Source organism: Janthinobacterium sp. UMAB-60 (assembly GCF_900095235.1).
Taxonomy (GTDB): Bacteria; Pseudomonadota; Gammaproteobacteria; order Burkholderiales; family Burkholderiaceae_D; genus Janthinobacterium.
In genome coordinates, this window is sequence record NZ_LT607489.1 from 155762 (window position 1) to 171519 (window position 15758).

Annotated in this window: 16 protein-coding genes; 7 read left to right on the plus strand and 9 right to left on the minus strand. The window is 64.2% G+C overall.

Annotation, left to right across the window (positions count from 1 at the left end; all coding sequences use genetic code 11):
- Window positions 1–73: 73 nt before the first annotated feature.
- Window positions 74–1117, minus strand: a complete 1044-nt coding sequence (locus tag K0F86_RS14605; RefSeq protein ID WP_219135030.1) for a type IV pilus twitching motility protein PilT — start codon at window positions 1115–1117, stop codon at window positions 74–76.
- A gap of 70 nt (window positions 1118–1187) precedes the next feature.
- Here K0F86_RS14605 and K0F86_RS14610 point away from each other — a divergent pair, with 70 nt between their 5' ends.
- Both K0F86_RS14610 and proC read left to right on the plus strand, forming a co-directional pair.
- Entirely contained in the window at window positions 1188–1892 is a 705-nt protein-coding gene (locus K0F86_RS14610) for a YggS family pyridoxal phosphate-dependent enzyme (RefSeq protein WP_219135031.1), read from the plus strand.
- Between the two features lie 18 nt (window positions 1893–1910).
- The gene (proC, locus tag K0F86_RS14615; protein WP_219135032.1) at window positions 1911–2741 is read left to right on the plus strand and encodes a pyrroline-5-carboxylate reductase; all 831 of its coding nucleotides are present in this window, start codon (window positions 1911–1913) and stop codon (window positions 2739–2741) included.
- Here proC and K0F86_RS14620 read toward each other — a convergent pair whose 3' ends face one another.
- From K0F86_RS14620 to K0F86_RS14655, 8 genes are all read right to left on the minus strand, one after another.
- Window positions 2742–3458 (minus strand): anti-sigma factor domain-containing protein, encoded by a 717-nt coding sequence (locus K0F86_RS14620; RefSeq protein ID WP_219135033.1) that lies wholly within the window; start codon window positions 3456–3458, stop codon window positions 2742–2744.
- Window positions 3455–4012, minus strand: a complete 558-nt coding sequence (locus K0F86_RS14625; protein WP_219135034.1) for a sigma-70 family RNA polymerase sigma factor — start codon at window positions 4010–4012, stop codon at window positions 3455–3457. Before K0F86_RS14625 ends, K0F86_RS14620 begins: the two co-directional genes overlap by 4 nt.
- Before the next feature lie 92 nt (window positions 4013–4104).
- A complete protein-coding gene (locus tag K0F86_RS14630) occupies window positions 4105–4662 on the minus strand; it encodes a DUF3455 domain-containing protein (protein WP_219135035.1) in 558 nt (185 codons plus the stop codon).
- An 89-nt stretch (window positions 4663–4751) separates the two neighbouring features.
- A complete protein-coding gene (locus K0F86_RS14635) occupies window positions 4752–5099 on the minus strand; it encodes a hypothetical protein (protein WP_219135036.1) in 348 nt (115 codons plus the stop codon).
- Window positions 5096–5482, minus strand: coding sequence for a phage holin family protein (locus K0F86_RS14640; RefSeq protein ID WP_219135037.1), 387 nt, complete (start codon window positions 5480–5482; stop codon window positions 5096–5098). Before K0F86_RS14640 ends, K0F86_RS14635 begins: the two co-directional genes overlap by 4 nt.
- A gap of 56 nt (window positions 5483–5538) precedes the next feature.
- Window positions 5539–5895, minus strand: a complete 357-nt coding sequence (locus tag K0F86_RS14645; RefSeq protein WP_219135038.1) for a DUF883 domain-containing protein — start codon at window positions 5893–5895, stop codon at window positions 5539–5541.
- Between the two features lie 107 nt (window positions 5896–6002).
- Window positions 6003–6857, minus strand: a complete 855-nt coding sequence (gene ubiA / locus K0F86_RS14650) for a 4-hydroxybenzoate octaprenyltransferase (RefSeq protein ID WP_141171752.1) — start codon at window positions 6855–6857, stop codon at window positions 6003–6005.
- Between the two features lie 76 nt (window positions 6858–6933).
- Window positions 6934–7866 (minus strand): hydrogen peroxide-inducible genes activator, encoded by a 933-nt coding sequence (locus tag K0F86_RS14655; RefSeq protein ID WP_219135039.1) that lies wholly within the window; start codon window positions 7864–7866, stop codon window positions 6934–6936.
- Window positions 7867–8077: 211 nt separating this feature from the next.
- Here K0F86_RS14655 and rfaE2 point away from each other — a divergent pair, with 211 nt between their 5' ends.
- From rfaE2 to K0F86_RS14680, 5 genes are all read left to right on the plus strand, one after another.
- Window positions 8078–8560, plus strand: coding sequence for a D-glycero-beta-D-manno-heptose 1-phosphate adenylyltransferase (gene rfaE2 / locus K0F86_RS14660; protein ID WP_071079434.1), 483 nt, complete (start codon window positions 8078–8080; stop codon window positions 8558–8560).
- Between the two features lie 129 nt (window positions 8561–8689).
- Window positions 8690–10174, plus strand: coding sequence for a hypothetical protein (locus K0F86_RS14665; protein ID WP_219135040.1), 1485 nt, complete (start codon window positions 8690–8692; stop codon window positions 10172–10174).
- Window positions 10171–11640, plus strand: a complete 1470-nt coding sequence (locus K0F86_RS14670; RefSeq protein WP_219135042.1) for a hypothetical protein — start codon at window positions 10171–10173, stop codon at window positions 11638–11640. The genes K0F86_RS14665 and K0F86_RS14670 overlap by 4 nt, the downstream gene beginning before the upstream one ends.
- Before the next feature lie 43 nt (window positions 11641–11683).
- On the plus strand, window positions 11684–12121 hold the full coding sequence (locus K0F86_RS14675; protein ID WP_219135043.1) for a hypothetical protein: 438 nt from the start codon (window positions 11684–11686) through the stop codon (window positions 12119–12121).
- A gap of 37 nt (window positions 12122–12158) precedes the next feature.
- On the plus strand, window positions 12159–15758 hold a 3600-nt coding region (locus tag K0F86_RS14680), incomplete at its 3' end, for a tubulin-like doman-containing protein (protein ID WP_219135044.1).

Here is a 15758-nt window from a genome sequence, read left to right on the forward strand (position 1 = left end):
GCCGCCCCGTGCGCGCATCTGCGCCAGCAGCGCGTGCATGGCGCCATCGTGTTCGTGGTTGGTCTGCATGGGCTTATCCGGGGAAGTTTTCGGGAACCTTGGCGGCCGCGCGGGCCGTCTCCGCCGTAATCGTGCCGCGCCGCACCAGGTCGGACAGGCACTGGTCCAGGGTCTGCATGCCGACATTGCTGCCCGTCTGGATGGCTGAATACATCTGCGCCACTTTTGCTTCGCGGATCAGGTTGCGCACGGCCGGCGTGGCCAGCATGATTTCATGCGCGGCCACGCGGCCCGCGCCATCTTTGGTTTTGAGCAAGTTCTGTGAAATGACGGCTTGCAAGGATTCGGACAGCATGGCGCGCACCATTTCCTTTTCCTCGGCGGGGAAGACGTCGATGATGCGGTCGATCGACTTCGCCGCCGACGAGGTGTGCAGGGTGCCGAACACGAGGTGGCCCGTTTCGGCCGCCGTCAGCGCCAGGCGGATGGTTTCCAGGTCGCGCAATTCGCCCACTAAAATCACGTCCGGGTCTTCGCGCAGGGCCGAGCGCAGCGCGTTGCTGAACGAATGCGTGTGCGACCCGACTTCGCGCTGGTTGATCAGGCATTTTTTCGGTTCATGCACGAATTCGATCGGGTCTTCGATGGTCAGAATATGGTGGTTCAGGCGTTCGTTGACGTGGTTCACCATCGCCGCCAGGGTGGTCGACTTGCCCGAACCCGTCGGCCCCGTGACCAGCACGAGTCCCCGTGGACGCATGGCCAGCTCGCCGAAGATGCGCGGCGCGTTCAGTTCTTCCAGACTCAGCACTTTCGAGGGAATCGTACGCAGCACGGCCGAAGCACCGCGTTCCTGGTTGTAGGCGTTGACGCGGAAGCGGGCCAGGCCGGGAATCTCGAACGAAAAATCGCATTCCAGCGCTTCTTCATACGCCTTGCGCTGGCTGTCGTTCATGATGTCGTAGATCATGCTGTGCACTTCCTTGTGCTCGAGCGGCGCCACGTTCAGGCGGCGCACGTCGCCATGGACCCGTATCATCGGCGGCAGGCCGGAAGACAGGTGCAAGTCGGAAGCCTTGTTGCTGACGGAGAAAGCGAGTAATTCGGAGATGTCCATTTATAATCCCTGTGCCTGCATTGATGGGCTGGCGCACTGTGCCGCCGCCCCTATACACTAGAAAATGATTATGTCCACAATCGAACAGAACTTGCAAGCCGTGCGCGACAGTATTGCGCAGGCCGCCGCTGAGGCGCAGCGCGCCCCTGGCGACGTGACCCTGCTGGCCGTGTCAAAAACCTTCGGCGCGGACGCCGTGCTGGCAGCCATGCGCGCGGGCCAGGCGGCGTTTGGCGAAAATTATCTGCAGGAAGCGCTCGACAAGATCGCCTTTGTGAAGGAGGCCGCACCGCAGCACGTCCCGGCATGGCACTTCATCGGCCCCATCCAGAGCAACAAGACGCGCCCCATCGCCGAGCACTTCGATTGGGTGCACACGGTGGAGCGGGAAAAGATCGCCGTCCGGCTGTCCGAGCAGCGCCCGGCCGGCTTGCCGGACCTGAATATCTGCCTGCAAGTCAATATCAGCGGCGAAGCGAGCAAGAGCGGCGTGACGCCATTTGACTTGCCGGCGCTGGCGCGCGCCGTGGCGCAACTGCCCCGCCTGCGCTTGCGCGGCCTGATGGCGATTCCCGAGCCGGAAACGGATGTCGCCCTCCAGCGCAGCGCCTTTGCGCAATTGCGCGTGCTGTACCAACAATTGCAGGCGGAAGGCCTGGAGCTCGATACCTTGTCGATGGGCATGTCGGCCGACCTGCGCGCCGCCGTGCTGGAAGGCGCCACCATCGTGCGCGTGGGCAGCGCCATCTTCGGTTCCCGTAATTACTCTCACTGATTGAATGGAAGAATCACCATGACGACAGAATTGAATATCGCATTTGTAGGCGGCGGCAACATGGCCGCCGCCCTGATCGCCGGCCTGGCGGGCAAGCTGACCCTGGGCGGCAACATCCACGTGATCGACCCCCATGCGCCCGCGCTGGAAAAATTGCAGGCGCAATTCGGCGTCACGACGGCCACTGCCGCCGGTGAAGCGCTGCGCGGCGTGGACGTGATCGTGCTGGCCGTCAAGCCGCAAAGCATGCGCGAAGTGGCGGCGCAATTGCTGCCCTTCCTCGACGGCGAGCGGGCGCCATTGGTCCTGTCGATCGCCGCCGGCATCCGCGCCGCCGACCTGTCGCGCTGGCTCGGCGGTTACTCCGCGATCGTGCGTTGCATGCCGAACACGCCGGCCCTGATCGGCATGGGCATCACGGGCATGGTGGCCAGCAGCGGCGTCAGCGACGAACAGAAAAAGACGGCGGACGCCATCCTGCGCGCCGTCGGCCAGACCGTCTGGCTCGATGACGAAGCGAAGATCGACCCTGTGACGGCCGTGTCCGGCAGCGGTCCCGCCTACGTGTTTTACTTTATCGAAGCGATGCAGCAGGCGGCCGCTGAACTGGGTCTCACGCCCGAGCAGGGCACGCAGCTGGCGATCGCCACGTTTACGGGGGCGGCGCAGCTGGCGGCCAACTCCAGCGAACCCGTGTCCCTGCTGCGCGAGCGCGTGACGTCGAAAGGCGGCACGACGTATGCGGCACTCACCAGCATGGAAGAGAGCGGCGTGAAGGCGGCCATCGTCAAGGGCATCAAGGCGGCCGCGCAACGGGGGCGCGAGATGGGGGACGAGCTGTCCAAGTAACTAGATCACCTTGACGGCCCGGCCGATGTAGAGCACCGGCCCCGTCGGCCGGCCCGTGGGCGAACCCGTAGTCGGTTCCAGCGTGATTTCAAACAGTTGCTCCGGCTGTAGCGGCGGCAGCTTGTCCAATGTCAACTTGAGGCTTTGCCCCGGCTTGACCAGGCCCAGCGAGACGGGCGCGCCCCAGTCCTTGCCCTTGGTCCAGAATTGCAGGGCTTTCTGCTGCGGCACGCTAGTTGGGCCCAGCGGGATCAGGCTCAGGTCGCGGTTCTTGCCGCCGCGTCCGCCCGCCTGCACGATCCAGCCCGGCGATTTATCTTGCGGCGCCACCAGCACCACCAGGTAGCCGGGTCCGCCTGGCGCCTGCAGTTGCACCGTGACCAGCACGGCCAGCACGGCCGTGGCCAGCAAGCCGCCGCCGGCCAGTATTCTCCAGAAGGCCAGGCTGTTCCACCACGCCTGCCAGCCGCCCGCCTGCCGCACGGTGTTCGGCGTAAACAGGCTGGTGCTGATGCGCGGCCACAGTTGCGCCGAGGGCGTTTCGGGCGGCGCCAAAGTCGTCAATGGCAGCAAGCGCTGTTCCCAGGCAGCCACGGCGTCGCGTAGGGCGGCGTCGCGCGGCAAGCGCTGTTCCACTTCCGCGTGCTCGGCCAGCGCCAGTGTGCCCAGTACATATTCGCCGGCCAGCCGTTGTAATTGCTCGTCGCTGTCGATCATCCCATGCACTCCCGCAAGGCGGCCAGGCCCCGCTTGACCCAGGCCTTGACGGTTCCCAGCGGCGCTTGCAGGCGCTGCGCGATTTCGCTGTGGGTACAGCCATCGACGTAGGCGTACAGGATGCTGTTGCGCTTGGGTTCGTCCAGGTGGCCGAGGCAATCGTGCAGTTTGCCCATGTTCGCCTGAAGCGCGTAGGCGTCACCGGCGTCGTCGCCTTGGCGTTGGTGCAGCAGGGTTTCCACGCTATCCTCGTCGGCCGATACTTCATGGGCGCGGGCGCGCGCCACGTTCAGTGCCTGGTGCCGCACCACCACATAGATCCAGCCCTTGCCGCTGCCGCGCGTGGCGTCGAAGCTGCCGGCACGGCGCCAGATATTCAGGAAGGCATCGTGCAGCACGTCTTCGGCCAGGGCCCGCTGACGTACGATGCGCAAGGCCACCCCCAGCCGGTAGCGGCTTTCCTGCTGGTACAGGCCGTGCAATGCCTGCTGCTCGCCCCTGGCGCAGGCGCGCAGGGCGGCATCGTAATCGTAAGGGGCGGCTGGGGCTGGCAAGGTCGGCGCAATCGTTTGGAGTTGACGGTTAGCAAGTTTTCAGTGCCGAGTATAGGCCAGAAACCGGCTTGCTAAGCGTCAATTTAACGCTGTTATGCAGCTTTCCAAAAGATGTAGTCGGCCTGGTAGGGCACCCATTGCTTGATGCCAACGGTGTCCATGCCGCAGGGGCTGCTTGGCGCCACGCCACCGCTGGTGGCCACGCGCTGGATGTAGCTGACGCCCTGCATGGCGCCGCTGCCCGTGGCCGGGTTGGCTTTGACCAGCTGATACGGGATGTTGCCCGCGCCGGCCGGCGCCACGGCCACTTGCGTCGCCGTCACTTTCGAGCCGTCCAGGTTGGCCCAGGTGGCAGGAGGACCGACATACGTGCCCACTTGCATGCCGTCGCGGTCATTCAGGGCCGCGTCCGGTCCCACGAAGACCCATTCATGCCCCGTCATGTCCTTCTTGGCCTTGCATTCGTAGGCGATCTTGCCCACGCCCACCGTCTGCATGGCCACCTGGTGGCCATCGGGTACCTTGACGGCGTTCGGCAATTGTTCCTGCGAATAGCGCGCGCTCATCGGTGCGCAGGCGGCCACGAGCAGGGCGGCGCACAGGACGGTGAGTGTAGGGGCGGTATGGCGTGGGGCGGTGATGGCATGCATGGCAAGCTCCTGGTAGTTGGCTCAACCGGCTGGTTGATACGATTACTACGCATGGGTCTGCCATTTGGATGCAGCCAGGTAAAAATATTTTAAGGCGGCGTGTCTTTCTTGCTGAAACGCTGCGCCAGCGCCAGCACGACGGGCATGGCGGTGCTGGCGTGCTTGAGCAGCGCGCCGCTGGCCCGCAGCAGCGGCAGGAAGCGTCGCGGACGCACCAGCAGCAGGCCCAGCACGCCGCCTCCTATCATCAGGGGAACTTTAAAACGCGTGGCCAGGGTGTGGCGCAGATTGCCGCCCGTCAAAGGTTCCAGCAATTGTCGCGTCTGCACGCCCAGGGCCAGGCGCTGCAGCGCGCATTCGGCCAGCAGTGCGTCGCGCCGCCGCGCCAGACTGGCGGCCGTGTGCACATGCGACAATTTGGTGGGATGCGTGGTCATGGCCGCTCCGCTCCCCGGCGCGCCAGCAATTGCAGCTCGTCCAGGTCTTTGTTCAGTTCGGAAAGTGTGAAGGACAGCAGTTTCGGCTTGCTGCGGAAACTGGTGCGCACGCCCAGCAGGGTGGCGAGGGCGGCAGCGATGAAGACGGCGGCCGTGACGGCGATGGCGGCGATGCGGTGCGTGTCCCAGAACAGCACGATGACGAGGAAGACCAGCAGCACCAGGCCGACAAACAGGCACAGCACTGCCAGCATGGCCAGCGCCAGATAGGACAGGAAGCGCAGCGACTCTTCTTCCATTTCCACGGCCGCCAGGGCCAGACGGGTCTGGACGATGGCGGCGAGAGTCGCTGCGACTTGGGCGACATGGTGCACGATAGCCATATGCTGCCTTTCGCGTCAGGAGACGGCGAATGCCGTCGCTACTTCTACTCCTACTACTAGCGGCGTGACGAGGAAAGCAGCAGGCCGAACAGCACGCCCACGACGGCGCCCGCGCCCACGGCTTTCCAGGGATTGTCCTGCACGTACTCGTCGGTGGCCTTGGCCGCCTTCTTGGTGCGTTCGAGCAAGTCTTCTTCCAGCTTGATCAAGTCTTTCCTGGCCGTTTCCAGGGTGGTGATGAACTTGTCCTTGACGGCTTTGACATTCTCGCCCGTCTGATCCTTGGCGCCATCGAGCCAGCCTTCCGCTTCATTGATGACGGTTTTCAGGTCGCCGACCAGTTTGTCGCGGGCCTTGTCGGCGTCGGCGAGGATGCTGTCGCTGCTGGATTTTCCGGTATGTATCGAGCTCATGTATTACCTCATGGAAGTGAAACTGCACAGTGAAATACCAGTGTAGGCAACAGCGGCCAGTGTGTCTTGCGCCGCCTCAAGGGCTGCCGCGGCGCAAGGATCATTGCTTAACGGAAAGCAAAGTCCAGCACCACGCCCGCAAACACCGCTGCTCCTAGCCAGTTATTATGCCGGAACGCCGCAAAACACGGCATGCGCTCGCGTGCGCGGATCAGGGTGTAGTGGTAAACGGCGCAAGCGGCCGCCACCAGCAAGCCCGCCACATACCAGTAGCGCAAGCCCAGGTGCCAGCCGCAGACCAGCCACAACAGCAGGAAAGCGGCGTAGCACAGCATGATGATGGCCACGTCGTAGCGGCCAAAGGTGATGGCCGAGGTCTTGATGCCGATCTTTAAGTCGTCGTCGCGGTCGACCATCGCGTATTCCGTATCGTAGGCCACGGCCCAGAAGACATTACCCAGCAGCAGCAGCCAGGCGACGACGGGCACGGAATCCGTGATGGCGGCAAAGCCCATGGGGATACCGAAGCCGAAGGCGATGCCCAGGTACGCTTGCGGAATCGCAAAGAAACGCTTGAAGTAGGGATAGGTGCCGGCGATGATGACGGCGGCCACCGACAATTGCTTGGTGAGCGCATTCAGGGGCAGGATCAGGCAAAAGGCCAGCACGGTCAGCACGCCGGCCACGGCCAGCGCTTCCTTGCCGCTGATGCGCCCGCTGGTGATGGGACGGTCCACCGTGCGCTTGACGAATTTGTCGATATCCTGGTCGGCGTAGTCGTTGATGGCGCAGCCAGCCGAGCGCATCAGGAAAGTGCCAAGCGTAAAAATGAGCAGCAGCCGCCAGTCCGGTACACCCTGCTGCGCCAGCCACAGCGCGCACAGGGTAGGCCACAGCAGCAATACGGTACCGATAGGCTTGTCCAGCCGTATCAGGCGGAAATACAGCGCCAGCTTGTTCATGGAAGACTCGATCTTGTTGAAGAGAAAGGTCGATTATCGCAAATAGTATGCAAATGTACTATTTGATGTCCTCGACCTACTCCTCGCAGAGTGGTGTGATGCCAGGCAAGTCGCAACTGGCGATGGCCGCGCACAGGGCATCGATGGCGGCCTTGCGCGTAAAACTCTTGCGCCACAGCATCACCACCCTGCGCGATGGCACGGGTGCGGCGAAGGGCCGGTATTCGAGCATGCCCTCGGTGGCGTGCATATTCGACACAGAGGCACGCGGCAAGACCGTCAGGCCGATGCCGCTGGCCACCATGTGGCGGATGGTTTCCAGCGAGGAACCTTCGAACGTGCGCTGCATGCCGTTGCCGGGCGAGGAAAAGCGCGCCATTTCGGGGCACACTTCCAGCACCTGGTCGCGGAAGCAGTGGCCATTGCCTAGCAGCAGCATGGTTTCCGATTTCAAGTCTTGCGCGGCAATTTGTTCACGCGCTGTCCACGGATGCTGGCGCGGCATGGCCACGACGAACGGTTCGTCATACAGTTCTTGCATGGCCATGCCGTGGTCGGGCAGGGGCAGGGCCATGATGGCCACGTCCAGTTCGCCCTGGCGCAGCAATTCGAGCAGGCGAACCGTGAAGTTTTCCTGCAAAATCAAAGGCATCTGCGGCACCTGGTCTATCATGGCCTTGACCAAGGGCGGCAGCAGGTAGGGGCCGATCGTGTAGATCACGCCCAGGCGCAGGGGGCCGGCCAGCGGATCCTTGTTCTGCTTGGCGAGTTCCTTGATGGCGGCCGTCTGTTCCAGCACGCGTTCAGCTTGCGCGATGATCTGCGCGCCCAGGGGCGTGACGGAGATTTCCGCGCCGCCCCGTTCGAACAGGACCACGCCCAATTCGTCTTCGAGTTTCTTGATGGCCACTGACAGGGTGGGCTGCGCAACGAAACAGGCTTCGGCGGCATGGCCGAAGTGCTTCGCTCGCGCGACTGCAACGATATATTTCAGTTCAGTCAGTGTCATAGTTTGATTGAAACACAGGAAGTGCTCACTTGCAATGAATGAAAGGTGGCGCGCACGTGAAACTGTGGCACCGGTGGCGTATTGTAGCGGATCGCCCCCTATAATGCGGGAGCGGGCAGCGAAGGGAGAGGACTGCAGGCGGCATGCAAGGCGATAGCCACGCCTGAGCTTGACCATAGCGTGCCCCTATTTAACCCAACAAGAGATATCCATGCCTGATTTTGAAAACAAACTGTGCGACCGTGACGAACTGCGCGCCCGCGCCGCGGCGCTGCCGAAACCGGTGGTGGTGACGAACGGCGTGTTCGACATTCTGCACCGCGGCCACGTGACGTACCTGGCGCAGGCGCGCGCGCTGGGCGCCTCGCTGGTGGTGGCCGTGAATACCGATGCATCGGTGAAACGCCTGGGCAAGGGCGACGACCGTCCCCTGAACAGTTGCGAAGACCGCATGGCCGTGCTGGCCGCGCTGGAAGCGGTGAGCCTGGTGGTGCCGTTCTCGGAAGACAGCGCCCTGGAAGTGGTGCAGGAAATCGAACCGGAAATCTATGCCAAGGGCGGCGACTACGACATGGCGGCCATCCCTGAAGGCAAGGCCGTGCTGGCGTATGGCGGCCAGGCCGTGGCCATCGATTTCGCGCACGACCGCTCGACCACCAAGCTGCTGACGAAAGTGCGGACGCAGCAGGGCTGAGGAACGCCGTCAATGTTTTCATACAGATAAAAAGACGTTACTATGAGAACTGCCAGGGTTGCGACCTCGTTGCGTCAGCCCCAGCACCCGTTACACCGCCTGATATGCATTGCTAGTCATAGAAAATACATGGATCTTAAAACTTCTGGGGATTGGGCCGTGCCCTCCGGCGTCTGGTACGTCGACGACGATGGCGCGTGGAGCATGCAGCGCAGCGCGGATGGCCAGAACGTCTCGCCCCTGCTGAGCCCGGCCGATATCGGCAAGCTGATGCACGCGCGGCGCCTGCCGGCTGCCGCCGGTGCGCCCGTGCGGCTGTTTCCGCCCGAATTCTCGTTCGACCCCGCCTCGGGCGCGGCCTTGCAGGTGCCGCCTGGCACGGCGCTTACACTGCCCTGGGTTCCGCCTTTCGGCGCGCAGCCCGTCAGCGACGTGCCACCGGCTGGCGCGGCCGGCTTGCGCCAGGCCAGCGTGCCCTTGAAGCTGGCGGACCAGCGCGCGCGCGAAGAGCATGCGCAGGCCGACGCCTCGCTGCCCATGCCGCCACCGGGCGAATACGAATTCTTTTCCGCCCAGTTCGGCACCAGCGCGCCCGCGCTGCTGGCGCTCGATCCGCGCAAGGCCGTCTTGCACGCCTGGCTGCCCGCCTCGAAACGCTGGCTGGCGCTGGACCCCGACCATGGCGGCTTGCTGGCCGAATCGGACCTGGCCCACGGCGCCTGGCGCGCCGAGCTGGTGCCGGAGTTCAACAGCGTGCTGGTCTTGCCGACCAGCCATGGCCTCGCCTGCATCCGTCCCGACGTGCCTTCGCTCACTTACGTGGTCGAGCATGTGGGCGGCGCGCCGTGCGTGGCGGGCCCCGTCTGGTTCCAGAATCGCCTGTGGGCGCCCTTGCGCGACGACGATGGCCGCATCCGCTTCGTCAACCTTGACGCGCAAGAAAAGTCGGGCAGCGACGTGCTGCTCGACGGCATGATGGATCTGGGTGCCGTCGGCGCGCCCGTGGCCTACAACCGCATGGCCGTGTGGCCGTGCGCCAACGGCCAGCTGCGCTTGCAGCTGCAGCCGGATGGCAACGTGGCCGCCTCGTTCACGCCCTGGCCTGAAGGGCTGGTGCCGCACTTCGAATTCGGCAGCCCCTACCTGTCGCGCGACGGTGGCCTGTGGCAACTGTGCTTTGAAAGCCGTCGCGGCACGTATGTCTATGTGAAACTGGGCGCCCAGGTCGAGAAGGCCGACGCGCTGGCGCCGCGCCTGTGTTCGGGCAGCTTCAATTACCGCTTCGCCACCAAGCTGAAAACGGCGCCGTGGGAAGAGCCGGAACACGGCGACGATGGCGGCAAGAACCAGGCCGTCATGCCGCTGCTGGAATCGGGCGGGGGCAATAGCGTCTTTGGCGTGAAGTTTGCCACCAGCGCCGGCCTGTCCAGCGTGCTGCGCTCGAACGAGCGCCTGGCGGCCCAGCTGGTGCAGGACGATGAATTGCGCGAAACCGTGTTTCATACCTTTGCCGTCAGCGAGCCGTGGCGCGTGCGCCTGTTTGTCCATGAAGGCACGCTGTGGGCTTACCACCCGCTGCTGTCGCGCATCGATGGCTGGGCCTTGCAGGCATGAAGGCGCGCTTACTGACGGTGGCCTGCGCCGCGTTGTTCAGCGCTGCCGCCGCGCACGCGGCCGGCGTTCAGCAAGCGTTTCTGGTGCAAAACTCGGGCTGGATGGAGCCGTTTTATACAGATGAACATTCGCAACTGAAAGCCTTGGTGGGCGCCGTGGCGCAGGCCGCCACGAGCCCGTCCGATAAAGTCTACACGCTGGCCTTCAGCCAGAGCAGCGGCAGCAATGTGTCGCCCGCACTGATCGGGCAAGGGCAGGGTGGCGCCGGCGTGGCGGGCCAGTTGGCCAGCCTGGGTCTGGCGCGCAAGAGCGCCGGCGGCGCGCTGGCCGACACGGATTTCCAGGAAGCCGTGACCAAGACCATCACGGGGCCGTTTCAGTCCGCTTCCGGCATCGTGTGGATCTTTACGAATAACAAGAACAGCCCGAACAACGACAGCCAGACGGCCGAACGCAACCGCGACTTTTATCGCCTGCTGCATTTGGAACCGTCGATTACCAAGACCTTGGTGTTTCCGCTGCGCATGCCTGTACAGGGCAAGCTGTACAGCGCCAAAGGCTTGATGGTGTATGCGCTCGCGTATGGCCAGCCCGCGTCCGAGGCATTGAACCGCATCCTGGCCGAAGGGCGGCTGTCGCAAGTGCTGACGCGCCCGCCCGCGCGCTTGAAACCGGTGGACCAGGATGCCGTGCGCATCGTGCCCCAGTCCGTCAAGAACAGTGCCAACGTGCACGCCAGCCTGGGCCGCGACGGGCGCACCATCGTGCTCGACGTCGATGCGGCGAACCTGGTGCCGCAAGTGGTGCTGCAGGCGTCCTTGCAAAACATGTTTTTCCCGTACGTGATCGACAGCGCCAAAGTGCACGCCAGCCTGGCGGGCCAGAACGCGCCGCTGCACGTTGCGCCGGATCAAATCCGCCAGCTGCAGCCGGGCGCCAGCCAGGCCGTGCAGGTACAGTTCGCGTTGCCGATGGCGCAGATTCCCTCGCCGTGGTCGGCGCAGGCGATCGCCGCCATGGGCAAGCAGGTGATGCTGCCCATGCAGGCGCAGGTGGGCCTGTCGGAACAGCGGCTGGCGCTGGCGTCCAGCTTCGGCAAGGATTTGCAGGAACTGTTCCCCGGCGACCCGATCTCGGGCATGTTCACGCCGCCCGACAGCGTGCGCGCGTCGCAGGCGACGATCCCGCTGCTGGTGCGCATCCAGTATCCGCTCTTGCCCGTGCTGGTGATCCTCGGCGGCGTGCTGGCGCTCGTGCTGGGCCTGCTGGCGCTGGGTTTGCTGGGCACGCGCGCCACGCGCTACAAGGTGATGGCTGACGGCGTGCAGCGGCAAGTACTGCTCAAACCGTTCAAGAGCGTGCAGATCCGCGATGATGACGGCCGCGATATCGGCGAACTCAAGCGTGGCTTGGGCAAGCCGGCCGTCGCGCGCGTGGCCGAAGGCCATACCCTGAGCCTGGCCTGAGCAACCATTCTTAAAAAAACCTTCTATTCAACTGAGGCATACCATGGCGCAAGAGACTCCAAAAGACAACAGCGGTTTTACCCTGCCGGCCCCCGCATCCGCGCCGCCGGCAGCCGATGCATCCGCTGCGGCCAGCGCCACCACGGCGACCACCGAGCCGGCGCCCGCATTGGACCCTGCCAGCGCGACCGACACCTCGTCGCGCGACACCCTGGTCGGCGGCGTGGTGCTGTTGCTGCTGTTCATCGCCTTTTTCTTTGCCAAGAATGCCTATGCGAATGGCCTGGTGGCCAAGCGCGTGCCGCCGAACAAGGCCAATGCCTCGGGCTGGTGGCTGTTCATCTTCCTGGCCAGCCTGGCGACCGGTGTCGTGCTGGCCGCCGTGAACGCGCATAAATTCCTCGCGCCACTGTTCATGGGACCGCTGGTGCTGGTGGGCCTGGTCGCGTTACTGTTGACCTTTACATCGAGCCGCCGCTAAGCCGCACGCCGTCGTACGCATCATCGAAGGAATCACCATGGCAGAGAACCTGAACCAAACCATCACCGGCGGCGCCAGCGAGCGCAAGCAGGACAAGATCATCGAACTGCGCCCGACCCTGTTCATCGGCATCGGCGGCACGGGCATGCAGGTGCTGATGCGCGTGCGCCGGCGCATCCTCAACACCCTGTGGGGCGGCGCGGGCAACCGCACGCGCATCGAGGGCTTGGCCGACTTTCCCATCGCGCAATTCATCCATTTCGACCTCGACAATGGCGCCGTGATCGAGAGCGGCGAGTCGCAGGCGAAGGACTTGCAGTTCGACCAGGTGAAGTTCACGGATGACGACAAGGTGGTCGAATCGTTCGACATGGACAAGTACAGCCGCGATGAAGATTCTCTGGAAAAATATCCACACATCAAGGAATGGCTACCGCTGACGCCGCAGCGCATCCGCGAGCTGCGTTTCGACATGAGCAGCGGCGCCGGCCAGATCCGCGCCGTCTCGCGCCTGTATTTCTTCGACAAATACGCGAAGATCCGCGACAAGATCCGCTTGAAACTGAAAGCCTTGAAGGCGGGCCTGTCGCACGAGCGCCAGCTGGCCGAACTGGGCTTGCGCATGGAAACGAACCGTTTCCGCATCGTCATCGTCGGCTCCGTGGCCGGCGGCACGGGGTCCGGTTCCTTCCTCGACATGGGTTTGCTGGCGCGCTGGCTGGCGCGCAGCGAAGTGGGCGCGGCCGACGTCGAGCTGATGCTGTTCTTGCCGACCGGCTACACCAAGGCCAACAAGGACCGGGTCGAGGCCAACGGTTATGCGGCGCTGATGGAGCTGGAATCGGCGATGATGGGCAACAAGGGCTATGTGGGCCGCTGGGATGCCTACGACCGCCCGGAACTGACGCGCGAACCGTACAGCGAGGTGTACCTGATCGATTCGGGCAACCTTGCCCAGCAGCACACCAAGGATGTCAGCGACGTCTACCACATGGTGGCCGACTCGCTGTTCGAGGATTTTGCTTCGGCCGACTTCGCGCGCGCCAAGCGCTCGATCGCCGTGAACCAGGCGCAGCACAAGAACTCGCTGTACAACGCACCCGTGCCGCAAGACCGCTTCGGCGACATGCGCCTGTATTTCTCGAAGCGCTTTTCCTCGTTCGGCATGGCCGTGCTCGATACGCGCCAGGAAGCGGCGCGCGACGAGCGGGCCCACCGCTGGGCCGGCGCCATGCTGCAAGCGTTCTTCGGCGTGGGCGGCACGGATGCGGGCGCCAACCGCGCCACCGATACGCAGCGCGATAATTTCCTCGCCGCCAATATGTTCCTGAAGGGCGCGCCGTTCAGCGATTTCCCCGAGTTTTCCGACAAGAGCATCGAACTGAAGCGCTCCAGCGGCGACTTCATCGATTTCCGCATCGTCGACGAATTGCTGGAAGACCGCCACGGCCACTTGCTGGCCGGCGTGGAAAACCGGGTCAACACGCGCATCAACGATATCCGCACGGGCTTTGACCGCAGCGAATGGCCGGCGCAGGTGCGCGACGCCATGAAACACCTGGAACGCGACGCCGTGCGCGACCAGGACTCCACGGCCGACACGACGGAAGACCGCATCAGCAAGCGCCGCCGCGAAGTGCTCGACGATGTCAAGAAAGTCGTGCGCGACCAGCTGTATGGCTACCTGGACAACAAGGAATTCGGCGGCCTGGAATACGTGCTGTCGCTGGTGGAACAGATCAAGGACCGCATCGAGGCGACGGGCAGCGGCTTGACGGCGCAGATCGGCAACAATGCCGAGCGCTACCGCGAGATCAAGGAAGCCGTGCGTTCGCGCGAATACGAGCGTCTGCTGAACAATCTGGAACAGACGCGCAGCACCTTCGGTTTCCTCAGCAATGGCGAAAAGCAGGCCGGCGTGGTGATGGATCATTTGCGCACGGAAATGGCGAATGCGCTGAAATTCCACCTGCGCGCCAAGGCGGCGGACGAGTCCGTCATCCTGCTGGGCGAACTGTCGCGCTGGCTGGGCAACCGGGTCGGCGTCGATGCGCAAGGCCGCGCCCAGTGGAATGGTCTGGTGGGCGAGCTGCAAACGGGCCGCGAAGGCGTGCTGGCCATGCTGGCGGAACTCAAAACGGCCAATACCATCCTGCAAAAAGACCTGGACAAGGAACACGCGACCCTGATCGTCATTCCCGTCACGGAAAAAGACATTGCGCTGCCATCGGCGGCCACCTTGCGCCAGTGGGCCGATGAAGCGTTCAAGGACATGGGCGGCTCGAAAGCGCTGTTCCCCATGCTGGCCGAACCGGCGCAACGGGGCTTGATCCTGGCCAAGGTCACGCGCATGGCCGAGAATATGATCGCCACGGCGGGCCTGGTGGAAGGGGCGACGAGCACGTCCGACCCCCTGTTCGAGGCGCTGGAACAGATGGACGTGTCCGAACGCCTGGACCGCTTCCGCAAGCTGCTGGCCTGCTCCATGCCGTGGATCGACGCCAATATGGCGGGCGACTTCACGGTCGTGTCGGACCAGTTCAAGTGCGTGATCGGCGTGGCCAACGCGGCCGCCTTCAAGGCGAAGTTCGGCGCCGAGCTCGAATCGTGCGTGCCGACCCAGGTGGGCATCACGGTGAGCCAGCTGGAAATCGTCGAGACGGGCATCCGCGGGCGCGCCGTCTGCTATTGCGAACTGGCCGGCGTGCCGATGACGGTGCTGCGCGGCCTGGAAGGCTGGCGCACCAGCTACCGCAAGGAAGGCGACAACGACAAGGCGCCGACCCACACGCACATCGATCCGACGCAATTCACGCACCCGATCGCGCCGAACACGGACGAGATGAAGCGCCTGGCGGAAGACTTCGGCGAATTCCTGCAAGCCATCATGCTGGGCATACTGACGCGCCACACGGGTCGCGTCGTGCCGCCGGGCCAGTACCAGTTTGCCGTCGAGCCGGGCGACCTGCGCCGCATCGGCAATGAACGGGCCATCCGCCAGAACGGCATGCCCGCCTCGTACGAGAAAAATATCGCCCTGCGCATCGAGGAAAAATTGGCGGCGCTTGACGCCGTGCAGACGGCGGCCCTGGCGGCGCTGGCAAAATACTATGAACGGGGCGTGTATGCGCCCAAGCTGGTGGCGCAGGCCGATGGCTCGCAGCTGCCGTATATCGGCTTTGGCAGCGCCATTTCCGCCGAGGTGGGCGCGCGCCTGCGCGAGTCGGCGCGCCGCAAGGGCATGGCCAGCGATGAGCTCGACCGCACGGTGCAAGCCCTGCTGGGCCGCCTGAAGGAATGGGCGAACGTCATCGGCGACTCCGACAGCGATGCCTACGACTGGGAAGTGCGCGAGCCGGAAGCGGATGGCCAGCCCCGGTTGAAATACGCGATCAAGGGGGAAATGCTGGAAGCGGGGCGCCTGGAGCAATTGCTGCGCCCGGCCGGAATGGCGGCCGCTGCGGCCCCCGCCTTTGGCATGGCGCCGCCACCGCTGGGCGGCATGCCGCCGCCTTTGGTGGAATACCAGTATTTCCTGGGCATAAACGGCCAGCAGCAGGGACCGTTCACGGCCCAGCAGATCGTGCAGTACGTGCAGGCGGGGCAAGTCGCACCTGGCACCACCAAGGTGTGGCGC